This window comes from Methanolobus sediminis, assembly GCF_031312595.1.
Classification (GTDB): Archaea; Halobacteriota; Methanosarcinia; order Methanosarcinales; family Methanosarcinaceae; genus Methanolobus; species Methanolobus sediminis.
This window is the reverse complement of the sequence record NZ_CP133592.1, coordinates 1,104,235-1,129,456: the sequence shown is the minus strand read 5'-3', so window position 1 is coordinate 1,129,456 and position 25,222 is coordinate 1,104,235. Positions and strand designations below refer to the sequence as shown.

At 44.4% G+C, this 25,222-nt stretch carries 22 protein-coding genes, 2 tRNA genes and 3 rRNA genes; 20 read left to right on the top strand and 7 right to left on the bottom strand.

The annotated features are described in order from the left end of the window. Nucleotide 1 precedes the first annotated feature (1 nt). The gene (eif1A, locus tag RE474_RS05450) at nucleotides 2–319 is read right to left on the bottom strand and encodes a translation initiation factor eIF-1A (protein WP_309311957.1); all 318 of its coding nucleotides are present in this window, start codon (nucleotides 317–319) and stop codon (nucleotides 2–4) included. Nucleotides 320–959: 640 nt separating this feature from the next. Here eif1A and RE474_RS05445 point away from each other — a divergent pair. The 5 genes from RE474_RS05445 (at nucleotide 960) to rrf (ending at nucleotide 5,973) form a co-directional block, all read left to right on the top strand. Continuing rightward, nucleotides 960–2,433, top strand: a 16S ribosomal RNA gene (locus tag RE474_RS05445). A 101-nt stretch (nucleotides 2,434–2,534) separates the two neighbouring features. Next, nucleotides 2,535–2,607, top strand: a tRNA-Ala gene (locus RE474_RS05440). 121 nt (nucleotides 2,608–2,728) lie between these two features. After that, nucleotides 2,729–5,654, top strand: a 23S ribosomal RNA gene (locus RE474_RS05435). A gap of 98 nt (nucleotides 5,655–5,752) precedes the next feature. Next, nucleotides 5,753–5,824, top strand: a tRNA-Cys gene (locus RE474_RS05430). Nucleotides 5,825–5,851: 27 nt separating this feature from the next. Continuing rightward, nucleotides 5,852–5,973, top strand: a 5S ribosomal RNA gene (rrf, locus tag RE474_RS05425). Together the 16S, 23S and 5S rRNA genes with 2 tRNA genes alongside form the textbook arrangement of a ribosomal RNA operon. A gap of 151 nt (nucleotides 5,974–6,124) precedes the next feature. On the opposite strand, the gene RE474_RS05420 is transcribed toward rrf, so the two are convergent. Together RE474_RS05420 and RE474_RS05415 are read right to left on the bottom strand one after the other, a co-directional pair. Next, nucleotides 6,125–6,784, bottom strand: a complete 660-nt coding sequence (locus RE474_RS05420) for a potassium channel family protein (protein WP_309311956.1) — start codon at nucleotides 6,782–6,784, stop codon at nucleotides 6,125–6,127. Next, nucleotides 6,781–8,238, bottom strand: a complete 1,458-nt coding sequence (locus RE474_RS05415) for a TrkH family potassium uptake protein (protein WP_309311955.1) — start codon at nucleotides 8,236–8,238, stop codon at nucleotides 6,781–6,783. Before RE474_RS05415 ends, RE474_RS05420 begins: the two co-directional genes overlap by 4 nt. Before the next feature lie 157 nt (nucleotides 8,239–8,395). On the opposite strand from RE474_RS05415, the gene tgtA reads away from it, so the two are divergent. The 8 genes from tgtA (at nucleotide 8,396) to RE474_RS05375 (ending at nucleotide 17,158) form a co-directional block, all read left to right on the top strand. Continuing rightward, nucleotides 8,396–9,865, top strand: a complete 1,470-nt coding sequence (gene tgtA, locus RE474_RS05410; RefSeq protein WP_309311954.1) for a tRNA guanosine(15) transglycosylase TgtA — start codon at nucleotides 8,396–8,398, stop codon at nucleotides 9,863–9,865. 79 nt (nucleotides 9,866–9,944) lie between these two features. Beyond that, a complete protein-coding gene (locus RE474_RS05405; protein ID WP_309311953.1) occupies nucleotides 9,945–11,204 on the top strand; it encodes a sulfurtransferase in 1,260 nt (419 codons plus the stop codon). Next, on the top strand, nucleotides 11,204–12,166 hold the full coding sequence (gene egtD / locus RE474_RS05400) for an L-histidine N(alpha)-methyltransferase (protein WP_309311952.1): 963 nt from the start codon (nucleotides 11,204–11,206) through the stop codon (nucleotides 12,164–12,166). The genes RE474_RS05405 and egtD overlap by 1 nt, the downstream gene beginning before the upstream one ends. Then, nucleotides 12,163–13,344: an aminotransferase class V-fold PLP-dependent enzyme gene (locus RE474_RS05395; protein ID WP_309311951.1), complete on the top strand. Its 1,182-nt coding sequence runs from the start codon at nucleotides 12,163–12,165 to the stop codon at nucleotides 13,342–13,344. The genes egtD and RE474_RS05395 overlap by 4 nt, the downstream gene beginning before the upstream one ends. Then, a complete protein-coding gene (locus RE474_RS05390; protein ID WP_309311950.1) occupies nucleotides 13,341–13,754 on the top strand; it encodes a SufE family protein in 414 nt (137 codons plus the stop codon). Before RE474_RS05395 ends, RE474_RS05390 begins: the two co-directional genes overlap by 4 nt. A gap of 133 nt (nucleotides 13,755–13,887) precedes the next feature. Beyond that, complete coding sequence (locus RE474_RS05385; protein WP_309311949.1) at nucleotides 13,888–14,832, top strand: UbiA family prenyltransferase; 945 nt, start codon at nucleotides 13,888–13,890, stop codon at nucleotides 14,830–14,832. A gap of 20 nt (nucleotides 14,833–14,852) precedes the next feature. Further along, entirely contained in the window at nucleotides 14,853–16,010 is a 1,158-nt protein-coding gene (locus RE474_RS05380) for an NAD(P)/FAD-dependent oxidoreductase (protein WP_309311948.1), read from the top strand. A 2-nt stretch (nucleotides 16,011–16,012) separates the two neighbouring features. Then, nucleotides 16,013–17,158: a radical SAM/SPASM domain-containing protein gene (locus RE474_RS05375; RefSeq protein WP_309311947.1), complete on the top strand. Its 1,146-nt coding sequence runs from the start codon at nucleotides 16,013–16,015 to the stop codon at nucleotides 17,156–17,158. A 147-nt stretch (nucleotides 17,159–17,305) separates the two neighbouring features. Here the strand turns inward: RE474_RS05375 and RE474_RS05370 are convergent, their stop codons facing one another. Together RE474_RS05370 and serB are read right to left on the bottom strand one after the other, a co-directional pair. Then, a complete protein-coding gene (locus RE474_RS05370; protein WP_309312206.1) occupies nucleotides 17,306–18,166 on the bottom strand; it encodes a coiled-coil protein in 861 nt (286 codons plus the stop codon). A gap of 70 nt (nucleotides 18,167–18,236) precedes the next feature. Next, nucleotides 18,237–18,854, bottom strand: coding sequence for a phosphoserine phosphatase SerB (serB, locus tag RE474_RS05365; RefSeq protein ID WP_309311946.1), 618 nt, complete (start codon nucleotides 18,852–18,854; stop codon nucleotides 18,237–18,239). A 274-nt stretch (nucleotides 18,855–19,128) separates the two neighbouring features. Here serB and RE474_RS05360 point away from each other — a divergent pair, with 274 nt between their 5' ends. The 7 genes from RE474_RS05360 to RE474_RS05330 all read left to right on the top strand — a co-directional run bounded on the left by RE474_RS05360 (nucleotide 19,129) and on the right by RE474_RS05330 (nucleotide 23,674). After that, nucleotides 19,129–19,920, top strand: coding sequence for an STAS domain-containing protein (locus RE474_RS05360; protein ID WP_309311945.1), 792 nt, complete (start codon nucleotides 19,129–19,131; stop codon nucleotides 19,918–19,920). Nucleotides 19,921–19,934: 14 nt separating this feature from the next. After that, complete coding sequence (locus RE474_RS05355; RefSeq protein ID WP_309311944.1) at nucleotides 19,935–20,300, top strand: STAS domain-containing protein; 366 nt, start codon at nucleotides 19,935–19,937, stop codon at nucleotides 20,298–20,300. Further along, the gene (locus RE474_RS05350; protein WP_309311943.1) at nucleotides 20,293–20,703 is read left to right on the top strand and encodes an ATP-binding protein; all 411 of its coding nucleotides are present in this window, start codon (nucleotides 20,293–20,295) and stop codon (nucleotides 20,701–20,703) included. The genes RE474_RS05355 and RE474_RS05350 overlap by 8 nt, the downstream gene beginning before the upstream one ends. After that, nucleotides 20,696–21,139 carry an ATP-binding protein gene (locus RE474_RS05345; RefSeq protein WP_309311942.1) on the top strand — a complete coding sequence of 148 codons (444 nt, stop codon included), beginning with the start codon at nucleotides 20,696–20,698 and terminating at the stop codon, nucleotides 21,137–21,139. Before RE474_RS05350 ends, RE474_RS05345 begins: the two co-directional genes overlap by 8 nt. Continuing rightward, nucleotides 21,130–21,702, top strand: coding sequence for a PP2C family serine/threonine-protein phosphatase (locus RE474_RS05340; protein ID WP_309311941.1), 573 nt, complete (start codon nucleotides 21,130–21,132; stop codon nucleotides 21,700–21,702). The genes RE474_RS05345 and RE474_RS05340 overlap by 10 nt, the downstream gene beginning before the upstream one ends. 5 nt (nucleotides 21,703–21,707) lie before the next feature. Further along, a complete protein-coding gene (locus RE474_RS05335) occupies nucleotides 21,708–22,724 on the top strand; it encodes an ATP-binding protein (protein ID WP_309311940.1) in 1,017 nt (338 codons plus the stop codon). A gap of 125 nt (nucleotides 22,725–22,849) precedes the next feature. Beyond that, a complete protein-coding gene (locus RE474_RS05330; protein ID WP_309311939.1) occupies nucleotides 22,850–23,674 on the top strand; it encodes a F420-dependent methylenetetrahydromethanopterin dehydrogenase in 825 nt (274 codons plus the stop codon). A gap of 227 nt (nucleotides 23,675–23,901) precedes the next feature. Here RE474_RS05330 and RE474_RS05325 read toward each other — a convergent pair whose 3' ends face one another. Then, complete coding sequence (locus tag RE474_RS05325; RefSeq protein WP_309311938.1) at nucleotides 23,902–24,495, bottom strand: pyruvate kinase alpha/beta domain-containing protein; 594 nt, start codon at nucleotides 24,493–24,495, stop codon at nucleotides 23,902–23,904. A 201-nt stretch (nucleotides 24,496–24,696) separates the two neighbouring features. Then, complete coding sequence (locus RE474_RS05320) at nucleotides 24,697–25,212, bottom strand: endonuclease NucS domain-containing protein (protein ID WP_309311937.1); 516 nt, start codon at nucleotides 25,210–25,212, stop codon at nucleotides 24,697–24,699. Between the last annotated feature and the right edge of the window lie 10 nt (nucleotides 25,213–25,222).

Sequence of the window (25,222 nt, the reverse complement as noted above, 5' to 3'; positions counted from 1 at the left end):
TTTACCCTTTCAGGTATCCTTTGCGCTCAAGCCAGTTTACCTGTGGACGTGTATATTTCCATATTACGTCTGCTTTCTCGTTCTGGAAGTCCCAGGGGACTGCAATTACAATATCTCCTTCCCGTATCCATGTTTTCTTTTTCATTGATCCGGGAATTCTGCCCATCCTCACGACGCCATCCATACATCTGAGCTTTACATGATTTGCTCCGAGCATGCTTTCCACGGTGGCTAGAATCTCGTTGTTTTCTTTACGCGGGGTGCGAACTCTTGTGACTTCGCCTGTATCTGGAACATTGTTTCTTTTCTTATATTGCAAGCTTATCCCTCTTGCATTTTTGTGGGTGAGTACTGCTATGTCACTTATATTGTTAAATCTTGCGTAGCTTTGCTTTTGTTTATAATTTTGTTCTTTTTTTATTATGTGATCGTTGATTTGCAGGTTATTATCTAGAGTAAATTAATTAAATACGTTAGGTTTATATGGGATATGTGGTATGTATGAATTCCCTCCAAGGTAGCTTGGAAGGGTCATGAGCACTTTTCTGTCAGATAGGCAGGGTGTCTTATGACAGTACCACAAACTCCATATAGGATAAAATTCATAAATATAAAATCCGAGTGGAAATGTGGACATTACATGTGTTCCAAAGGTCCGTCCTTTGGCTTCGAACTCCGCGTTCGAAAGCCTTATATACGATGGTGACCTTTGAAGGAGTCCGCGCAAATCGCGCGAAAACACTTACAATCACCGCCTTACAAGTGGAGACTGAAGTTTTTTCAGTCTGACGTTGGATTTGGCAGTTCGGTTAATTCTGACCGGTAGTGTATAACTACAAACAAATTAAGGAATTAACCAAACTTATGTGCAAATAGGAAATTTTCTCTCAAAGAGAGTTCTTTCCGACTGATTCCTAAATGACTTCCAAAAATAAACAATTCTTTGTGTGTGATCAACAATTCTGGTTGATCCTGCCAGAGGTCACTGCTATCAGTATTCGACTAAGCCATGCGAGTCAAATGTTCTTCGTGAACATGGCGTACTGCTCAGTAACACGTGGATAATCTGCCCTAAGGTCAGGTATAACTCCGGGAAACTGGTGATAATCCCTGATAAATCATAGATACTGGAATGTTCTGTGATTCAAAGCTCCGGCGCCTTAGGATGAATCTGCGGTCTATCAGGTTGTAGTGGGTGTAGTGTACCTACTAGCCTACGACGGATACGGGTTGTGAGAGCAAGAGCCCGGAGATGGATTCTGAGACATGAATCCAGGCCCTACGGGGCGCAGCAGGCGCGAAAACTTTACAATGCGGGAAACCGCGATAAGGGGATACTGAGTGCCAGCATATTATGTTGGCTGTCCATATGTATAAATAGCATGTGTTAGCAAGGGCCGGGCAAGACCGGTGCCAGCCGCCGCGGTAACACCGGCGGCCCGAGTGGTGGCCACTATTATTGGGTCTAAAGGGTCCGTAGCCGGTTTGATCAGTCTTCCGGGAAATCTGACAGCTCAACTGTTAGGCTTCTGGGGGATACTGTCAGACTTGGGACCGGGAGAGGTAAGAGGTACTACAGGGGTAGGAGTGAAATCTTGTAATCCTTGTGGGACCACCAGTGGCGAAGGCGTCTTACCAGAACGGGTCCGACGGTGAGGGACGAAAGCTGGGGGCACGAACCGGATTAGATACCCGGGTAGTCCCAGCCGTAAACGATGCTCGCTAGGTGTCTGGGACGGTGCGACCGTTTCAGGTGCCGCAGGGAAGCCGTGAAGCGAGCCACCTGGGAAGTACGGCCGCAAGGCTGAAACTTAAAGGAATTGGCGGGGGAGCACTACAACGGGTGGAGCCTGCGGTTTAATTGGACTCAACGCCGGAAAACTCACCTGGGGCGACAGCAATATGTAGGTCAGGCTGAAGGTCTTACCTGAATCGCTGAGAGGAGGTGCATGGCCGTCGTCAGTTCGTACTGTGAAGCATCCTGTTAAGTCAGGCAACGAGCGAGACCCGTGCCCACTGTTGCCAGCATATCCTTCGGGATGATGGGTACTCTGTGGGGACCGCCGGTGCTAAACCGGAGGAAGGTGCGGGCTACGGTAGGTCAGTATGCCCCGAATCTCCAGGGCTACACGCGGGCTACAATGGTCGGGACAATGGGTCCCTACCCTGAAAAGGGTTGGTAATCTCATAAACCCGCCCGTAGTTCGAATTGAGGGCTGTAACTCGCCCTCATGAAGCTGGAATCCGTAGTAATCGCGTTTCAATATAGCGCGGTGAATACGTCCCTGCTCCTTGCACACACCGCCCGTCAAACCACCCGAGTGAGGTATGGGTGAGGGTATGGACTAGTGCCGTATTCGAACCTAAATTTCGCAAGGGGGGTTAAGTCGTAACAAGGTAGCCGTAGGGGAATCTGCGGCTGGATCACCTCCTAAGCAAGATAGGCACAACGTCTATCACCACTTACCGGTCAGAAATCGAAAGACTGTCAGATTCAAGAAAAAAAGGCAAGATTCAATAAGTGAATCTTCTATGGGCTTGTAGATCAGTTGGAAGATCGTCGCCTTTGCAAGGCGAAGGCCCAGGGTTCGAATCCCTGCAAGTCCATTATTAGTGCACCTACAGAGTAACGTCTGTGGGGAAGGATGAAGCGGCTGAAGCAACAACAGCTGCAATGAAATCGTGTATATGCATGCATATATCAGACGCTCACTGGACAAAGTGAGATGGACTCTGGTAAATATGCCTTCAGGTGGATGGCTCGGCTCAAGAGCTGATGAGGGACGTGCCAAGCTGCGATAAGCCCGGGGTAGGTGCATGGAGCCTATGATCTCGGGATCTCCTAATGGGTCTTCCTAACACATTTTGTGTGTTGATCATCAATGATCGGGAACGCCCCGAATTGAAGCATCTTAGTAGGGGCAGGAAAAGAAATCGAAGAGATGCCGTTAGTAATGGCGAATGAACACGGTAAAGTTCAAACTGAATCCCACTGGTAACATGTGGGAGATGTGGTGTTGTAGGTTTTTTCTAAAGGTCCCACTTGGTTGAAGTTTAACTTTTCTGGAACGTTAGACCATAGAGTGTGATAGTCACGTAAACAACAACCAAAGGATCTGGATTATAACCTGAGTAGCGTGGGTCGGAATTCCCGCGTGAATTTGGGAGGCACCAACTTCCAAAACTAAATACTCCTTGAGACCGATAGCGAACTAGTAGGGTGACCGAAAACTGAAAAGTACCCCAAGAAGGGAGGTTAAAAGTGCCTGAAACCTGGAGGCGATAGAGCGATATGGCGTTAAAGGATCTTTATTACGAAGGAAACAGTCGCGAGGCTGCAGTACGGGTAATATTGCCAATGTCATATCTTACGTTTTGAAGAACGGGCCAGGGAGTGTATTCAAATGGCGATGGCTAACTTCTAAATAGGAAGCCGAAGCGAAAGCAACATGCTCGCAGTCGTAAGACGAGGAGCGACGTATACAAGTGCGTGGAGTCATTAGGATACGACCCGAAGCCGGGTGATCTAGGCGTGGGCAGGTTGAAGCGTGGCGAAAGCTACGTGGAGGACCGCAAGCGGTATTGATCTGCAAATCATTCGTGTGACCTGCGTCTCGGAGTGAAAGGCTAATCTAACCCGGCATCAGCTGGTTCCTTCCGAAACATGTCGTAGCATGACCTAACTGGAGATAGTCGGTGAAGTAGAGCACTGATTGGTGGTCCCGGGGAAGAAATTCCTCAGCCGCTTGTCAAACTCCAAACTCACCGTCGTCGTAGAAGGTTGGAGTCCGGACTACTGGGGTAAGCTTGTAGTCCGTAAGGGAGACAACCCAGCCCGTGGTTAAGGTCCCAAAGTGTCGACTAAGTGTTAATACTAAAGGGCGTCCTAAGCCCTAGACAGCTGGAAGGTTAGCTTAGAAGCAGCTATCCTTTAAAGAGTGCGTAACAGCCCACCAGTCGAGGTTTGGGGCCCCGAAAATGGACGGGGCTCAAGTCGACCACCGATACCACGGAGCACCGTAAGGTGATCTCGTAGGAAGGCGTTGCGTTCGGGCAGAAGCAGGGCTGTGAAGTCCTGTGGACCGTGCGGAAACGAAAATCCTGGTAATAGTAACAGCATAGATAGGTGAGAATCCTATCCGCCGAAGGGGCTAGGTTTCCTCGGCAATGATCGTCAGCCGAGGGTTAGTCGGTCCTAAGACGTACCGTAATTCGAGTACGCCAAAAGGGAAACAGGTTAATATTCCTGTACCTCATGACAGTGAAACCAACGTTTTTGGGCAGGCCAAGCGGCGCCGTCGCGCCGTCTAAGCAGCGAATCCCGTGGAGAGCCGTAATGGCGAGAAGCGGGCGAATCTGTAATGGCGAAAGTTGGCTGCACCCGGGAACCCGTGAAAAGGGAGTCATGGGTCCGTACCGAGAACTGACACAGGTGCCCCTAGCTGAAAAGGCTAAGGCGTGTCGGAATAATTTGGCTAAGGGAATTCGGCAAATTAGCTCCGTAACTTCGGGAGAAGGAGTGCCTGCTATGAAGATAGCAGGTCGCAGTGACAAGAGAGCTCTAACTGTCTAATATCAACATAGGAGATTGCAAACCCGTAAGGGCTAGTACAATCTCTGAATCCTGCTCAGTGCAGGTACCTGAAACCCCGGTTCAACGGGACGAAGGGCCTGTAAACAGCGGGGGTAACTATGACCCTCTTAAGGTAGCGTAGTACCTTGTCGCTTAATTGGCGACTTGCATGAATGGATCAATGAGAGCTCTACTGTCCCTAGCCAGAGTCCGGTGAAGCTTACTTTCTAGTGCACAGTCTAGAGACCTCTAGGGGGAAGTGAAGACCCCGTGGAGCTTTACTGCAGCCTGTCGTTGGGTTGTGATTTTGGATGTACAGTGTAGGTAGGAGACGTCGAAGTCGGTGCGCCAGCATCGATGGAGTCGCCATTGGGACACTACCCTTCCAGGATTACGACCCTCACTCCGAGAGGAGGACCCCGATAGGTGGGCAGTTTGCCTGGGGCGGGACGCCCTTGAAAAGATATCAAGGGCGCACAAAGGTTGACTCAAGTGGGTCGGAAACCCACTGAAGAGTGCAAGAGCATAAGTCAGCCTGACGTTATTCAGCACAGTAGTGGATGACGAGACGAAAGTCGGTTCTAGCGAACTTTTGAGCTCGCTTGGTGCGAGCCAAAAATGACAGAAAAGTTACCCCGGGGATAATTGAGTTGTTGCCGGCAAGAGCACATATCGACCCGGCAGCTTGCTACTTCGATGTCGGTTCTTTCCATCCTGGCCGTGCAGCAGCGGCCAAGGGTGAGGTTGTTCGCCTATTAAAGGAGATCGTGAGCTGGGTTTAGACCGTCGTGAGACAGGTCGGTTACTATCTACTAGAGGTGTCTGTAGTCTGAGGGTAAGCTACTTTTAGTACGAGAGGAACAGAGTAGCGGCGCCACTGGTGTATCAGTTGTCCGACAGGGCACTGCTGAGCAGCTACGCGCTAAGGAATAAGAGCTGAATGCATCTAAGCTCGAAATCTGACTTGAAAAGAGACTACATTAAGGGTCCCGGTAAAAGACCGGTTTGATAGGGTCGGGATGTACGCACCAAGGCAACGAGGTGTTCAGTCCGCGGCTACTAATAATCCGTGCCTGTCTGTCTTGCTTTGTCCAGGCGAAATCTGATATGTGTGTGTTGAGTATACACGGTTTTTTGATAAAGTATTTATACAATGGTTCCATCCATGTATCGCTCATTGCCAAGATGGCGGAGCGGCTACGCAATCGCCTGCAGAGCGATTCCATTCCGGTTCGAATCCGGATCTTGGCTTTAACTTTATCGTTCATCGTGAGTGAGTTTGGCGGCCATAGCGGCGGGGTAATTCCTGTACCCATCCCGAACACAGAAGATAAGCCCGCCAGCGTTCCTTATTGTACTGAAGTATGAGAGTCTTCGGGAACTCTGGATCGCTGCCAACTCACTCACATTTGATTCTACTTTTCTAAATACTATATTTTTGATTACAACTTGTCCTGAGCTTTTGGCTATTTTTGATTTTAGTACTATCCTAAAGGCTCACTGCACCGCGCAAAGCGCAGTACAGAGCGATAATGTCAAAATAATGGATAATTATTTATCCACGTTTCTACCCATGGCTTCATTTACATCAGAAATAAAATCAGCCTTTGTAACAATGATAACTTCGTCCTTTTCTCTGAGCTTTGGGTCTTTCTCTGCAAGGATAAAATCACTCTTTCGATAAATCCCAATGAAAGCACTATCTTCTGGTAGTGATATTTCTGACAATTTCCTGTCAATCACACTTTCTGTTGCCACAATTCCCATAAAACGAACATCAGAGCGAACCAGATTACTCAGTTCAATAGTATTAATCCCTCTAAGCACGTCTGCAATATATCTGGATGAAATGCTTGAAGGATTTATCATATAATAAAAACCAAGCTTATTAGCAACATCCATGAACTGGTTGTCATCTATTTTTAGAATGATCTTCCCAACTTTTGCATCTCTGGCAATCAAACCAATAAGAATATTGTTCTGATCATTACTGGTACAGGCAACAATGGCATCTGCGCTTGGAAGATCCGCCTTTTCCAGAATATCAGGTCTAGTGCCCTCTGCATTTATCACAGTACAGTCCAGGGTTTCAGCAAGCTCTTTTGCTATTGCTTCATCTTTCTCGATAAGTATGACTTCTTTTCCCTGATCGATCATATTCTTTGTCAGAAGTATTCCCAGTGAACCTGCACCTACAACGATAACTCTCATGTTCTCACAATCCTCCTATTGTTCCTTTTTCTTTTAATCCATGTTCCTGGCATAAACAGCAGTATCAATGGTATAATTTCAATTCTGCCAAATAACATATCAATAATTAGCACTGCTTTTAGCACCGTTGGCATGGCAGCATTAGTAACTCCTGCGGAAAGCCCTACTGTGCTCAAAGCACTTGATGCCTCAAAAACAGAACTGCTTGTTTCCACTCCATGAAGCATGAATATGAACGATGAGACTACAAGTATCAGTGTGTAAAGCAGCATGAATGTAACAAGATTGTATATCTCCTCACTTTCTATAATGTGTTCCTGTATCTTCATAGGAGTGATAGTTTCTTTTGGAAGGAACAACCTGAGAAGCACATTATGTACCACCTTAAAGAGTAAAAGTACTCTGAAAACCTTAATCCCCCCGGCAGTTGATCCCATACATCCCCCAATCCACATCATGAATATCAGTACTGCTTTTGATGCTTCCGACAGGATGGACAGGTCAAAGGTGGAAAAACCAGCAGTTGTAATCGCAGAAATTATCTGGAATAAGTTGTCCTTTATCACAGCATACTCAAAGTTTTCTCTGGATAATGTAAAAGCAAATACAATTGAGCCAAGCACTATCAGTGCCAGGAATAACTTTAGTTCCTTGTCCCTGAAAAACTTCTCCGGCTTCTTGAACAGATGTGGGTAGAGTACAAAACTGATAGCTCCAAGCAAGCAGGAAATGCTTATAGCAGTGGGTATAAGATTTCCATTATATGCACCTATGCTATTAATCTGTGTTGAAAATCCTCCTGTTGATACGCAACAGAACGCATGGCAGATGGAATCAAAAAGTGACATTCCACTGAGCAGTAGCAGCCCAATGGAAACAAGTGTGATAATGACGTAAACCTTGCCAATTGTACGGGTTGTGGATATCACAGTTGGTTTTATTTTCATGTCTCCATAGTTGGCTTTGTAGATTCTGGATGCTGTAGTTCCCGGGCTGATTAGAACCGAAAGAACCACAAGAATTATTCCTATTCCTCCAACCCATTGCCCCCATGAACGTGCAAAAAGAAAAACCGGTCCTACATCAGCAGGAGCGACACTAAGTCCTGTTGTTGTTACCGCGGATACACTTTCAAAGTAAGCATCAAACAACGGCATACCAGTTGACAGTGACATAGGAATGGAGCTAAGGAATGCAGATATGGGGAAAACCAGAGCAACAATAATGAGTGCTTCTTTTGTTTCGAGGTCGTAATCCGGCAAAGTCCTGTAGACAATAGCTCCTGCTATAAAAATGATTACTGCACTTGCCCCGTAATATGCAGCAGCTTCAAAATTGTGGAATATTATTGCAACAATCATCGGAACTACCAGAACAAATGAAAATGCCAGAAGGTAATATCCCATGTACTTAGCTACAGCCTTGGTATTAACAGGGGTATGCAGTTCATACATATACTATAATGATGCCTGAATCATTATAAATTATATAGTAAGTTCTGATAGTAAATTCGGGATAAATTCCATTATTTCCTCGTTAATTTCCTCGTTCATTATTTTGAAGAATATCCCAGAGGAAGCTTAAATATATCTTAACCTCATCTAGTGGCTCATGTCACAATTCGATATAATACATAAGGATGCGGCAGGGCGTATCGGTAAACTCACAACACCGCACGGAGTGGTGGAAACCCCTACCGTAATGCCTGTTATCAATCCAAATATCCAGACCATAAAACCATCCGAAATGAAGGATTTTGGTGCTGAGATACTTATCACGAATTCATATATTATCTACCGCAAAGACGAGTTAAGGGAAAAAGCTCTCAAAGACGGTTTGCATGCATTACTCGATTATGACGGTCCAATCATGACCGATTCCGGTTCTTTCCAACTTTCAGTTTACGGAGAAGTGGAAGTCACAAACCAGGAAATTATCGATTTCCAGCAAAAGATAGGAACCGATATCGGTGTCCCTCTGGATATTCCAACACATCCGGATGTATCCTATGAGAAAGCAAAGGAAGACATGGATATTACAATCGAGCGTCTTAAGGAAGCAAGAGGTCTTGTAAAAGAAGGCGGCATGCTCCTTGCAGGTCCTGTCCAGGGTGCCACTTACAAAGACCTTCGTGAAGAATGCGCACGTGAGCTTTCAGATGTTGGTTTTGATGTTTACCCATTCGGTGCTGTAGTTCCACTCATGGAAGCTTATCGCTATTCAGACCTTGTGGATGTTATCGCTTCAGCCAAAAAAGGTCTTGACCCTGTAGCACCAGTACATCTTTTCGGTGCCGGGCACCCAATGATGTTTGCACTTGCTGTTGCTCTGGGGTGTGATCTCTTTGACTCTGCAGCCTATGCTCTCTATGCAAAGGACAAACGCTACATTACTTCAAGAGGCACTTACCATGTGGATAAACTAAAGTATCTCCCATGTTCCTGTCCGGTATGTATGGCTCACACAGCAGAGGAGCTTAAAAAAGCCCACAACTGTACTGAACTTCTTGCAAGGCACAACCTCTATGTTACATTTGAGGAAATGCGAGAGGTCAAGCAGGCTATCTGGGAAGGCAACCTTCTGGAACTTGTAGAACAGCGCTGCCGCTCACACCCAAGAATGCTGGAAGCCTTAAAGCAGATGACCAATTATTCCTCATGGCTGGAGGAATGTGATCCTTCATCCAAGTCCACTTTCTTCTACTGCGGGCCTGAATCTGCAAAGAGGCCTGAGGTTCTTCGTTTCACCAAACAGCTTGAAAGGCTAACCATCAAGGGTTCAGTGCTTATCAGGCCATATCCTACAAAGAAGGATAAGGAGTATGATAATGTCATGGTATTCAAGCCACCATTCGGCTCCTATCCCCAGGATCTTGCAGAGGTATATCCATTCAATGCAGAGGTTGTGAGGACTCCTGACTATGAGTCTCTGGAAACTGCTTTCCTTAATACTATTAAGTTGATAGAATTGAATCCTGAAGCAACCTACACTTTCCTGATGAGAGAGAGTTTTGCACATCCACTGGTAGAGAAGCTTGCTGAAATGGATAACGTTACAGTTGTTCCTCCAAAGAGCGACTGATAACTTTTCCTTCTTTTTTCAAAATCTCTGTTTTCTTCTGATACTAAATTACATATAAGAGTCCAGCAAATGTAACTTCATGGGAGTTATTTTAACTGATGATCTATTGGAAAATATGGATGAGTATAAACTGATCGACATCAGGTCGGTTGATGCTTATAATGGCTGGAAGGAAAATGATGAGGCAAGGGGGGGTCACATCAAAGGTGCGAAGTCACTGCCATACAAATGGTTGCACTATATCGACTGGATAGAGATAGTCAGGAATAAAGGTATCCTGCCGGATGATCCTCTTGTGATCTATGGTTACGATCAGAAAAAGACAGAAGAGGTTGCAAGACAGTTTGAAAGGGCTGGATATTCTGATGTGACTGTTTTCAACTCATTTTCTGAATGGTTGGAGAGAGATCTGCCAATGGAGCATCTTGAAAGATACAGGCAACTTGTTTCAGCAGACTGGCTGAACCAGTTGATAACCACGGGCAACGCTCCTGAATATGACAATGACAGGTTTGTTGTTTGCCATGTTCACTACAGGAATCCTTCTGACTATGAAGAGGGGCATATACCAGGCTCAATATCCATGGATACCAACTCCCTTGAATCCACAGAGACATGGAACCGTCGTTCACCTGAAGAACTGAAGGAAGCTCTGGAAAGTGCAGGTATAAGCTCCGATACCACGGTGGTGGTCTACGGAAGATTCTCATTCCCCTACAATGATGACCCATTCCCGGGAAGCAGTGCAGGTCATCTTGGTGCAATGAGAGCTGCATTCATAATGCTCTATGCCGGTGTCAGAGATGTACGGATACTTAACGGAGGTCTTCAGTCATGGTTTGATTCCGGTTATGGGATAACTAAGGTCCCGACCGAGAACAACAGGCTTCCTTTCGGGGTTGATATTCCCCGGAAACCCGGGATAGCCGTTGACCTGGAGGAAGCAAAAGATATCCTTGCCTCTCCTGACAAGAATCTGGTCTGTGTCAGAAGCTGGAGGGAATATATCGGAGAAGTGAGCGGTTATAATTACATAGAGAAAAAGGGCCGTATCCCCGGTGCAGTGTTCGGTGATTGTGGGTCGGATGCGTATCACATGGAGAACTACAGGAACCTTGATCATACCATGAGGGAATACCACGAGGTTGCAGAAAGCTGGAAAAAGGTAGGTATCACTCCGGATAAACGCAATGCCTTCTACTGCGGGACCGGCTGGAGGGGCAGTGAGGCCTTTTTCAATGCCTGGCTCATGGGCTGGGACAATGCGGCTGTCTATGACGGCGGATGGTTCGAATGGAGTAACAATGACCTTCCATTTGAGACCGGGGTGCCAGAGTAATGATAATTGAGAATTTCATGCCCAGCACCGGGGAGAGCTCGGTAAGGGATAAACTGGTAGCAGGTCTGAGATCCAACCCCAAGACGCTTCCTTCTATGTTCTTCTACGACCATCGTGGCTCCGAGCTGTTCGAACAGATCACTAGATTGGAGGAATACTACCCACCCCGGATAGAGATACCACTTCTTGCATCGACTGCACGGAAACTTGCACCCGACCTTAAAGGTTGTGATATCGTGGAGCTTGGAAGTGGCGACTGCTCGAAGATATCTGTGTTCCTTGACGAAGTTCCAAAGGATGTTCGTGCGACGATGGCCTACTATCCTGTTGATGTCTGTAAGGAGGCTATTGAAAAATCCGCATGCAATCTCAATGTGAAATATCCTGAAATGGAGATACATGGCATCACTGCCGATTTCCTTGAGCATATGGAGATGATTCCGGGGGACAGGAAAAGGTTCTTCTGTTTTTTCGGAAGCACAATAGGTAATCTTACTAAAGCAAAAGCGATGGAGTTCATGGAAAATCTTGGTGAGGTCATGAACATTAATGACCGGCTGATCCTGGGGATGGATATGGTGAAGGATATCGATATCATCGAGAGGGCCTATAACGATGATAAAGGAATTACGGCTGAGTTCAACAAGAATATTCTTAATGTCACGAACAACAATCTCGGGACCGACTTCGACCCGGACGATTTCGAACATGTGGCTTTTTTCAACAGGGAATATTCACGGATCGAGATGCATCTGAGGGCAAAGAAGGATCTGGAAATAATGATCCCTGTGTTGAACGAAAGGGTCTTCATCAGGAAAGATGAGATGATCCATACTGAAAATTCCCACAAGTATACTGAGGATGACATCGAAGAACTGGCAGCTGCGGCAGGACTTGATGTGGAGAATGTCTTTACCGATGAAAGGAAATGGTTTTCTCTTGTTAGGATGGTGAAAAGATGATAGATGTCAGGAAGGATTTCCCTATACTTGAAAAAGAGGTCTATGGAAAGAGACTTGTCTATCTTGACAGTGCGGCCACTACCCAGAAACCATCCTGTGTAATCAATGCTATCTCTGAATTTTACAGGTCGGGTAACAGCAATATCCACAGGGGAGTTCACTATCTGAGCGAAGTTTCAAGTGAGAGATATGAGAAGGCAAGGGAAAAGGTAAGTGATTTCATTGGTGCCCGTAATTCGAGTGAAGTGGTATTCACTGCCGGTACGACCGATTCCATCAATCAGGTTGCATGCTCGTTAAGGCCAGTACTGGCCGGGAACGAGGTTCTGATAACTGGTGTGGAACATCATTCGAATATAGTGCCATGGCAGATGGCAGGAGCCACATTAAAAGCAATTCAGATGGATGACGACTGCAATGTATTGATAGATTCAATGGAAATTACTGACAGGACTAAATTAGTGGCAATAAACCATGCTTCCAATGTACTTGGTTCGGTGAATGACATTAAAGAGATAACTGAGATTGCAAAAGACCATGATGTTCCGGTTCTGGTGGATGCAGCCCAGTCAGTTCAGCATGTACCCATTGATGTAAAGGATGTTGATTGTGATTTTCTTGCTTTTTCAGGCCATAAAATGTATGCAGGCACTGGTGTGGGAGTGCTGTATGTAAGTGAACGTTTCAATGATCTCTTGCCTGCAAGAGGAGGTGGAGGAATGGTCGACAAAGTAACCCTTGAAAAGACGACCTATCTGGACCCTCCGCAGAGATATGAGGCAGGCACACCTAATATTGCAGGAGCCATAAGTATGGGTGTAGCTGTTGATTATGTGCAAAATATAGGCATGGATAAGATAAAAGAGCACGAGCATGAGGTATATTCCTATGCAAGGGAAAGGCTGCTGGAAATGGACGGTGTGACGGTCTACGGGAACACCGATGAGATGTGCGGAGCTATCTCATTCAACATAGAAGGTGTCCATCATTATGATGCAGGTCTGATCATGGATAAGATGGGAATTGCCGTAAGGACGGGTCACCACTGCGCTCAGCCGTTGATGAGGTCACTTGGCATTGAAGGCACTGTGAGGGCGAGCTTTGCACTATATAGTACTAAAGAAGATGCAGACATGCTGGTCGAAGGCATAGAGAAAGTAAGGGTGCTGCATGCATGATTGATGCTGTTCAGGATGAGATTATAAAGGAGTTCGAGGGACTCGAATGGTTCGACAAGTATGAACTCCTGATATCCTCTGCGAAACAGGTCGAGACCATGGCCGAAGAATTCAGGATCGAGGAGAACTCCATAAGCGGCTGTCAGTCAAAGGTCTGGATCAGGAGTTATATCAATGATGGCAAACTGCATTTCGAGTATGACGGTGATGCCATGATCACCAAAGGGATAATCTCTCTTGTACTCAGGGTTCTGAACGACCGTTATCCTCAGGAGATCCTTGACACTGATCTGTATTTCATAGAGGCCATCGGTCTGAAGTCTAATCTGTCTCCGGCAAGGGCTGATGGTCTGGCTTCTATTATTCGAAGGATTAAGGAGATTGCTGAGGCAGAATATTCAGGGATTTGATCAACAGACTTCTGAAGTTATACATGATGTAATTCTTACTTTTTAAAATTCGATCCGGGTTTTTAATCCACATAACCCTAATACTAATATACGATACTGGAGATTAGAAGCTATAATCTATCAGGTGATATACTTGGTTTCCACTTCAGGCTCTAAAACACGAAATCCCTATCTTGAGATGTTAAGGCCGGAAATTTCGGACATGGACTTAGCCCTGCCTGCAGCCAGCGCTTTACTGGCATCATATCTCACAATAGGGGCACTGCCGGACCCAATAATGTTCATTATAGCTGTGATAGGTGGCTATGCGGCTATCACCAGTTCCTATGTTTACAATGATTGTTGTGATATCGATATTGATACCATCAACCTGCCTGACAGGCCGCTTGTAGCTAACAAGCTCACAAGGGATCAGGCACTTAAATATGCAGGTTTTTTGTTTTTAGTTGCCAGTGCAGCAGCTCTTTACCTCAATCCGGAATCATTTTTGGTTCTTGTAATTGCTGTGTTAACCATCAGTATATACTCAAAACTCGCAAAAAGAATGACATTCCTGAGCTTTGTTCCCGTAGGAATTGCATACGGACTTGTGCCCATTGGCATATGGCTTGCCTTTGACCCTGCAGGCTTCCTGAAAACACCGGATTACGGTTCAATTCTCCCGCTTCCTGCAATATTCCTTGGTCTGATGATGTGCTTTACAGACTGGGGATTCACACTTTCAGGTGTGGCAAGGGATGTAGAAGGTGACAGGGCCAGAGGAGCACCAACATTCCCGGTAACCTTCGGCATTCCCGCAACAGCAAAATTTGTCACTTTCATGTGGACAGTAGGTGTAATTGCTTCAGTTGCCATTGGAATTACTGCAAAGATAGGTCCTATATACTTTGCAGGCGCACTGCTTGCAGGCGGATGGATGCTCATCCAGTCATTTGATTTCATAAAGAATCCAACAGAAGAGCGTGGAGGAAGACTTTTCCTTCAGGGTTCCAGATACAGGGGAATAATGTTTGGTTCTCTCATACTTGATGTAATACTTTGTATACTCGTACCGGCATATTCCGGTATCCTGTGGTAAATTTAGTCTAGAGGTTCAAAATGGATGCAGATATCATAGTAATAGGAGCTTCCCCTGCGGGAGTCATGGCAGCCAGAAATGCATCGGCAAAAGGCTGCAAGGTCATACTTCTCGACAAGAAGGAAGCTGTGGGAGTACCCACTCATCCTGCAAACACATTTTTCAAAGGAATGTTTGACAGGACCGGAGAGGAAGTAGACCAGAGTTATGTAATAAAGAACCTCAAAGGTGCCTATATCATCGCACCTTCCGGGAAGAATGTACTCTTTGAAGGTGATGCTTATTTCCTCGACAGGAAAAAGTTCGATGAATTCTATGTCAAGCAGGTCAGGGATGCAGGTGCTGATGTTCGCTTCGGTATTGAAGTGCTCAATGTCCTCAGGACAGAAGGTGGCTTTATTGTAAGCACATCAAAAGGCAAGATAAAATGCAAACTTGTCATTGTCTCAGATGGAATTAATTCAAGGATTGCCGCACTTCTTGGAATGAAACCGATCAAACATACACAGGATATTGCCTGGTCCCTTGAGGCTGAGATCGAGGCAGAAGGAATTGGTGAACCTGATTATTTTGAGTATTATGTAGGTAATCATGCTCCCGGATGGAAATCCACATACTCTCCATGCGGTGGCAACAGGGCTACACTTGGAATGTATGTACGCAGGCATGGTACAGATGTTTCAGACTTCTTCGATGCATGGCTTGAAAAGTTCAAGGAGCTTAAAGGTCTGGATGATGTGAAGATTATAAGCAAATCTGTTGGTGGTGACCCGATAGTTGCAATTCCAGGTGAGCTTGTGGCTGACGGTGTGATGATTGTCGGAGGTTCTGCAGCACAGTCCGGAATTGGTTATGGTATGCATGCGGGACAGATGTGCGGTGATGTTGCAGCCGATGCCATTGCAAAAGGTAATACTTTCAAGAACTTCCTGTTCGAGTACAGAAAACGCTGGAACGAAGCTTACAGGACAGAATACTATCTTGGAAGGTTCGCAATGGAGACTCTCAGGAAGATGACTGACAAGGAGATCGATGGGATGATGGAGGTCTTTGAAGGTGAGGACCTGAAGGTTCTTAGCGGAAGTCCTTTCAATCAGGCACTACAAGTATCAAAGATGATACTGAAGAACAATCCATCTTCTATACTGTCATACAGGGCAGTTTTCAGGAACAAGTAGTGATGAAGCCAAAATATTATTTCTACAGGAACCCGGTTTTCAAGGTATATGCCCAGGTTGAAAATAACCGGGTAAGAATGAAGACCTCAGGTATTGCATCATCTATTATGGGTTCTTTTGTAGCGGATATGATGGAAATATTCGAGAACACAAAACCCTCAAAGGTTGAAAAGGATAAACTCATCTATTCAACATGGATGCCTCCGATACCAAGCAAGGCATTCGACAGGCTTGTATCAAGCCAGATGAAAGCTATGAGGGGAAAGTATGTTCCGGAGCAGATCACAATTTCAATTACCGAAGAATGTCCTAACAGGTGTCTTCACTGTGCTCTTCCGGATACTAAGAACAAAGCAAGGTTAAACCCTGATACTGTAAAAAGTGTGATTGACCAGACTATTGATCTTGGTACCACGCTCATAATCTTTGATGGTGGCGAACCTTTGCTTTATGATGGCCTTGAAGATCTTATTAGCTATGTAGACCAGTCACGTGCAATTCCGGGTCTGTTCACATCAGGTGTAGGAATGACTGCGGAGCGTGCAGAGAGTCTCAAAAACGCAGGTCTTTCAATGTTAAGTGTAAGCTTTGACAGTGCCAGTGAAGAAGGGCACGATTACATGCGAGGAAGGCCGGGTGTTTTCAAGGAAGCTGTAAATGCTCTCAAGAATGGACTTGACGCAGGTCTGCTGGTTGGAATTTATGTAGTTCTTTCGCCACGTAACGTTGATGAGCTTGATGATTTCTACGAGCTTGCAAAAGAGATTGGTGTTCATGAACTTTCATTCTACGAGATAGTTCCAACAGGCAGGTGGGAAGCTCATGAGAAAGAAGTGCTTTCGCTGGAAGATATCAAAAAGTTCGATGATTTTGTTGAAAGAACCTCCCATACAGAAGGTCCCCGTGTATTCCCGATTCCTCAGATCATCAGAAAAATGGGATGCTTTGCAGGCAGGAAATGGCTCCATGTAACTCCAGAAGGTAACGTACTTCCATGTGCATGCATGCCAAAACCATATGGTAATATTCACTCAGATAGTCTTGCATCTATATGGAAGAAGATATACACAGACCCTGTGTTCGGTACAGGTCCCTGTCTGATGCGTGATTCTTCATTCAGGATAAATCATCTTGGCCTTGAACGCTAAGATTATTTCTTTTTTACTCTTTCAGATAATCATCTGAAATTTAAGCATATTTTTACTTCAAGAACTAGCTAATAACTTGCAATAGTAAGAAAATAACTAATAAAAAACAGTTGAAAAAAGGGTGAAAAATCACCCTCTAAATTTTGATTATTTCAGGAAACCTGATCTCTGGAGCGCCATGAGGTTCTCCATAGTAAGCTTCTCACCAGATTTGAATTTGTCAAAGATGTCTTCTGCATCCTTGCGTGCCTCTGCCTTTGAAGCTTCTTTCTTGCCATCAACATCTCCCTTCTTCATCTTGCGGAGTTCTTTGTCGATGTCACGGATCTCTTTCTGAGCTGTAATGAAGAGCTTGTGCTGTTCATCAGCCTTTTCCTGGAAGTTAACGAATTCTTTGTGAGCAGCATCAGATTCTGCACGGACCTTGTCAGCCTCTTTGAAGGTAGTGATCATCTTGTCGTGATACTCCTGAGCCTTCTGTGCGTACTCTGAAAGTGTAGTGTGATAGGTGGATGCCTCGTCCCTGATCTCCTGTGCTTCATTCAGCAGTGTCTTAAGCTCATCGTTGCTTTCAAGCTGCTGTTTCTTTACAACATACTGTTTCTGGAGTTCAGTTATTTTGTTGACCAGCTCTCTTTCCTTGTTGGTTGTAAGGACTTCTGTCTGCTGTGCGAATTCCAGCCTGTCGATCTCCTTGCGGATATCTTTGATAGAAGGACCACCAAGGTTGTTCTCATTGCGTATCTGGTCGATCTTGGCAAATACATCGTTAGCCTTGTTGTTGACCTCATCACGGAGTGCTTTGTTCTCCTTTACCTTCTCGTTGTTCTCGTCACGGAGCACTTTGTATTCCTGTGCTTCATTGATAAGGTCTTTTGTTTTCTTGTTCAGCTCGTTACGCTTTGCTGCGAGTGTACTTGCTTCTGCGTTGAGTTCGTTACGTTTCTTCTTGTAGTCTTCAGACAGGTTCTTAAGCTCTGTCTTCTTGTCGTTCAGTTCTTTCATCATTTCCTTATTATCCTCCCGGTCCAGCAAAAAAGCTGGCATTTCATGCATCTCTAATGCACGATACTTGGCATTACTCGCAATCCAGAGACTGGATTACAGGTATAACTGCTTCAAGGTTCTTCTCTGTAATGACAATATCAGCATGTGCATGAAGGATCGGTTTGGAATTGAATGCAATGGCATACTTTGCCCTTTTGAATATGCATATGTCATTGGCACCATCGCCAACTACTATACATTCATCAGGCTTAATTCCATATTTTTCTGAGATCTCTTCCAGAACACACTCCTTGGAGCCCTGATCTGTCAGCGGACCTCTTACCTCTCCTGTAAGACACCCATTGTCTATCAGAAGTTCGTTTGAAACCACGTGATCCATTCCCAGTGTCTCTCCAACACGGTCAGCAGCTATTGTAAAGCCGCCTGAGACCATTGCAGTTTTATAACCCTGAGATTTCAGGTAAGATACCAGTTCTTTCGCACCTGGCATAAAAGGCATTTTGGCAAGAGCCTCATTTGCCCTTTCAAGTGGCAGTCCTTTAAGTAGCTTAACCCTTTGCTGAAGAGCTTCGGAAAAGTCAAGTTCTCCATGCATTGCCCTTTCAGTTATGGCGGCTACTTCGTCTCCCACTCCTGCGGCCTCCGCTAGCTCGTCAATGGTTTCAGCATCAATAAGGGTGCTGTCCATATCAAAAACTATTAACTTGATCCTATCAGAATTGTTGCTGGTACGACTCACTTCATCAAACCTGGAATTTGAATCCCGTATTGAAACAGTATTTAAGTGCCGAGATTGATGTGAGATAAGTTACATTGCTTTTAAGGCTTTCGGACAATACCCGGTACATCTTTTTATTTTTTTGGCGGATGGTGTGAGTATAAGCTATAATTCAACCATAATATATAATACCAATATTATATATGTAGGATTCATAATACAACTTCTAGTCTGGAGGTTTCCGATGATAACAAATGATATATCTGCTAAAATTGAGAATTTCGATATTACAAAGGATGTTCTTGACCAGCTGCCATGCATGGTCATGGCAATTGATCGGGATTTTAATATTCTTTCTCTTAATGCAGTTGGATGTAAATGGCTTGAGGTGGAGAATCTTGAAGGTAAGAAATGCTATGATATAGTGCAATCTCCTCATTGTCGTACAGACAACTGCCGTGTAAAGCAGGCAATGGAAAGTGATCGCATATATGTATGGAGAAATAAGATGACAGCTGCTGGAAAAACATTTCCCATTGAATATACTGCTGCCCCTTTGAAGGACAAAGAGGGTAACATAGTGGGTGGACTGGAGTATGTCGTCGATATAAGTGAAAGGGTAAAGATAGAGGAAGAAGTCCGTGCCCATAGTCGTACTATTATGGAACTCTCAACACCTGTCATCAAACTGTGGGAAGGCATTGTTATTCTTCCGCTTGTAGGTGTAATTGACACAATGCGTGCCCAGCAGATAATAGAGAACCTGCTAGCTTCCATAGTAGAGAATGAAGCAGCAGTAGCAATTCTGGATGTAACCGGTGTTCCTATGATCGATACAAGTGTTGCCCAGCATATACTTAAAACCGTAAGTGCCGGAAAAATGCTCGGTGCTGAAGTCATCATTACAGGATTCAGTCCAAATGTCGCACAGACACTTGTGACACTTGGAGTTAACCTCGGTGATATCACTACCAGTGGTTCATTGCGTGACGGTGTCTCAAAAGCATTCGGCATAATAGGCAAGAAACTGGTATGATAAGGGGTGTTTCCGTGCAAATACCAATACTTAAACTAAAGAATATTCTCCTTACATCAATACAGAGTGACATGACCGATGATGATGCCTTGAGGTATCAGGCGGATGTTGTTTCTTTCCTCGAAAAGAGTGATGCAAAGGGCTTTATCATAGATATCACTGCAATGGATATTGTTGATTCCTTCATGGCCCGTGTGATAAACGAGACTGCAAGAATGGCACGTCTAATGGGTGCTAAGGTCGTTCTATGTGGAATGCAGCCAATGGTTGCGCTTACACTGGTGGAAATGGGACGTGAACTTATCGGCGTAGATACTGCTCTGAATCTCGATAAAGGCTTTGATAAGCTTCTGGAAATGATATCAGAGGGAGTTGATTAACATCACTGATAAGTGTATTGAACTCAAGATCGAGGATGATATTCTCATAGCCAGGAAGATTGCTAGGCAGGAAATGGCAGACATTGGATTTGGCTCGGCCGACCAGACCCGTATGGCTACAGCCATCTCTGAACTGACAAGGAACGTAATAAAATATGCAGGTCATGGTGTATGCCATATAGTTACCGAATCCTCATCTGAAGAGATCAGGATCAAGGTAGAGATTGAGGACTATGGGCCAGGTATCGAAGACATTGATAAGGCTATGGAAGATGGCTACACAACAGGCGGAGGTCTGGGAGCAGGTCTTCCGGGTGCAAAAAGGCTCGTTAATGATTTTTCCATAGAATCCAGTCCGGGTTATACCAAAATTAATTTAGAAATGAGTCGTCCGAATGTCTGAAACTGGAGATAATGCATTTACTGAGAAATATCTGGAAGCAACAATAGAGGTAACTAACCTGGTACATGTTGCGAACGTCCAGACAAAAGCCTTATCCTTCGCAAGAAAACTCTGCTTTTCGGATATAGATGCTCATAAAGTAGCCACATCTGCTTCAGAGCTTGCTTCGAATCTGGTTTACCATACTCTTAGTGGTGGCACTATCACGATTTGTGAGTTAAGAAAAAAAGGCTACGTAGGAATTGAACTTATTTCTAACGACTCTGGCCCAGGAATAAAGGATGCTGAACGGGTTTTAGTGGATGGTTATTCGACAGGTCCAGGTCTTGGTTCAGGTTTATCTGCGGTAAAAAGGATGATGGACGAACTTGAAATCTCAGTGACAGATGATACAAATACCTGTATTATAACACGGTTGTGGTATTCATGCGAATAGCAACGGAATCCCGTTCATTTAATAACGATGTACATTGCGGTGACCAGTGCGACTGGTGGCTTGAAGATGGCACATTGACAATGTGCATGATCGATGGTCTGGGACATGGGAAGCACGCTGAAGAAGCGGCAAAAGAAGCTCTTGATTATGTATCTCTCCATCTGGATGAGTCGCTTGATAAATTGTTTTCAGGTTGTGACAAAGCTATCAAGCATACCAGGGGTGTGGCAATGAGTATTGCACGCATCTATCAGGATGATGTCACTCTCGAATATGGCGGTATTGGAAATACCCGTACAATGTTGTATGGTGAAAAGTCCTCTCATCTTACATCCAGCTGGGGTATCGTAGGTGGTGGATACAGGCACCTGTATGTGGAGAAAGTGGATATCTCTTCTTATGGGCTCCTGGTCATGTGGACAGATGGCATACCTGAACATATTAAGCTATCATCGTATGGTATGTATCTGCTGCAGGATGAACAACAACTGGCAAAGGCAATACTTGGGGATTATGGACGTATGACTGACGATGCAACCATATTGGTCTGTACAATGAAGTGATCAATATGAATAACGATGAAATTAACGACAGATATTACGATATCTTGAAGGGGTATGTCTCCACTCGTGAAGAAAAATATCTAATGAGGTCAGAGGACCTTGGGTATGAATTGGTCAGATTAAATGTGCCTCCCGAAGATATTATTGAAATGCATGAGCTAGCGGTAAAGAAGCTGGCAGCAGACTTGCCTGCTAAAAGTGTGATGGAATCAGTCGGTTTCCTTTCAACTCCTCTTGTAGAATTAATGATGGCTTATGGTCTTGCATTCAGACAATGGATAGAGGATCTGGAAAAAAACAAGAAGGAACTTGAGGTTTATGCACAGGAATTGCAACATTCCAATGAGCTGAAAGAACTTTTTGCTGATATAATGCGGCATGATCTTTTGAATCCGGCATCTTTGATAAACGGCTTTGTTGCTGTCCTTCTTGAATGGGAGGCTGACGATAAGAAAAAGTCACTGCTATCAAATATTGATAAAAGTAACAGGAACCTTATCTCTATCATAGAAAAAGCAGCAGAATTTGCCAAACTTGACTCTGTGGAAGAAATTGATTTTTCGATTCATGATCTTGGTTCAACCCTGGAGAACATAGTTGATAATTTCAGGCCCAGATTTGAAGAGAATGAAATGACGGTGGATGTTCAGATCAATAGCTTTTATCCTTCAATGGTGAATTCCGTTATTGATCAGGTCTTTATCAACCTGATTTCAAATGCTATTAAATACAGTCCAAAAGGCAGCCATGTAGAGGTAACTATATCAGATATCGGTGAACAGTGGCAGGTTAATATAATAGATCATGGGTCCGGTATCCCTGAAGAAGACAGAGAACTGATTTTCACTCGTTTTTCAAGACTGGATAAGGTTAAAAAAGGGTGTATAAAGGGAACAGGATTAGGTCTTGCAATCGTTCATAAGATCGTAACTCTCCATAATGGTGAGGTTGGTGTGGATAGTAATTATCCTGAAGATGGCAGCACATTCTGGGTGCGTCTCAACAAGGTGCACACAGATTAATTCTTTCATTCATATTTTCTCATTTTTCATTTTATTTCTGGTATAATTATTCATTATTGAAGTGTAGCGGTATTATTCCAAAAGTAATATATGCTACACTGCCCATTGCACTACTGTGATTTTACATGGCAAAGATTGGATTCATTAAGCTAGGTAACTTAGGCATGAGCCAGGTGATTGACCTCGTACAGGACGAGATCGCAGCAAGAGAAGGAATTTCCGTTCGCGTATTCGGTACAGGTCCTAAAATGGGTAAAGACGAAGCAGCAGCAACAGCAGAACTCAAAAACTTCGATGCTGATTTCTACGTAATGATCAGCCCTAACTCAAGCGCACCAGGCCCAACCGCAGCTCGTGAGATATACAAGGACGTTCCATGTATCGTTATCTCAGACGGTCCTACAAAGAAGGAAGACCGTGAGGCACTCCAGGCAGCAGGTTTCGGTTACATTATCATGACCGTAGACCCACTCATCGGCGCAAAGACCGAATTCCTCGACCCTGTAGAGATGGCATCATTCAACTCTGACGCAATGAAGGTCCTTTCAACCTGTGGTGTTGTAAGACTCATTCAGGAAGAGCTTGACAAGGTCGCTGCAATGGCAGACGAAGGTAAGGAACTCGAACTTCCACACATCCTCGCAAAGCCAGAGAAGTGCATCGAGAGAGCAGGATTCAACAACCCATACGCAAAGGCAAAGGCACTTGCAGCTCTCCACATGGCTGACTCCGTCGCAAAGATCAACTTCCCAGCATGTTTCATGATGAAGGAGATCGAGCAGGTTACACTCACAGCAGCAGCAGGTCACGAAATGATGCGTGCTGCAGCACAGCTGGCAATCGACGCAAGAGAGATCGAGAAAGCAAACGACAGTGTCTTCAGGCAGCCACACGCAAAGAAGGGCTACCAGATGACCAAGACAGCTCTCTACGAGAAGCCACAGCAGTAAATTCAATGAAGTACCCTTGTGGTACTTTCTTTCTCTTTTTATGGATACTATTTACGTAATACTATTTGCCATAGCTTTGTTTCTGGCATTTGTTCTCTTCACTGCTTATTTTATGAAAAGTACATTGTACATGAATAAGCAGTCTAATGAAGCAGAAGGGAATAAAGAATATGATGTTAAAAATGAGAATGGGAATTGATTCCCATTGAAAGATTCTTATTTTATAGTTACTTTGGCTCTTCCTTAGCCCTTGGCATTGCTATGATTTCCCTTACCTGCATGCCAAAGAAATCAAAGGAATGTGCAGGTCTGACAACTACGGATACGTCTGCTCCCTGCCTGGTTCCGCCAATTGCTATAATTTCTGTGTCAAGGGATACTGGTATGTGACCTGAGTCGGCTGCCATCATTACGCATTCCAGAGCTACCTTGAATCCTTTTCCAAATACAGCTCTCAGTGTGTCGGATATGACATCAGCACGGCTTGCACCGCCAATACGCTTCTGGATAGCACGCTCAACGCCTGAGAACATGTGTGACTGTGTTGTCATTACAACTCCAAGCTCGTTGAGCTTTGCAAGCTTGTCTTCATCGACTTCCCACTTTCCAGGTTCCTTAAGTCCGTACTGGTGTGTGATCGCTATGATCTTGACATCCTGTCCTTTGAATGCTTCTGCGGCAACAAGTGCTGTTTCCCCGCTTGTGCTTGCCAGCACAACGTATTTGATTCCAAGTTCTGCTGCCCTCTTTGCAGATAACTTCATGACCTCTTCAGTGTTTGCTTTTCCAACTTCGTTAAAGTATGTGATTGTCTTTTCCATAGTATCGCCTTCATGCTTATGGTTTTATGATTGCTTCGTTAATGGCATGTTGATGATGATATTTTTGTATTGTGGCTTAGTGATGTGTTTGTATTGTGTTTACATAAAAAAGATTTAAAGGTGAGTGTTTGTACTATTTTTTTGAGCTTTCTTTTTACTCACCAAACTCAAATTATATGTTAAGTTGTTGTTATCCGCATGTTAAGCACTAATTTGGAAATACGCTCCATATTTGTAAATTATCATGTCTGCAGATTTTGCAGCATTTTTTACTCTATTGGAACAATCTTCACACAATATTGCAGTTTTAACATTTTTGTCAGGATATCGGTCTTCAATATCTCCTTTGTAACTAAGAACCTGAGCTACAACATCATCACGTGGAAATCCTTTTTTTATTTCAAGAATCACTATTTCGCCGGCTTCATTTTCTAATAAAAGATCAATTCTTCCCGTGGGTATTGTTAGCTGTCTTGAAATTACTTTCATTCCGGGTTCTACAAGATTGGGTTGCATAAAAACCATGTCTTCTATATATTTTTCTGGAAAATCAATGTCCAATCGAGTTTCGAATTCTAAATACGCCTTATTGCTTTCTTTGCTGAAACCGTCAATTTCATTCAATAAGCTAATTTCTTCAAATAAAGTACGAACATCGTTTTTAGTGATGTAACGAGGAACTCGTGTACAGGAAGTAATACATTCACTATCACTCATAGTTCGTCCG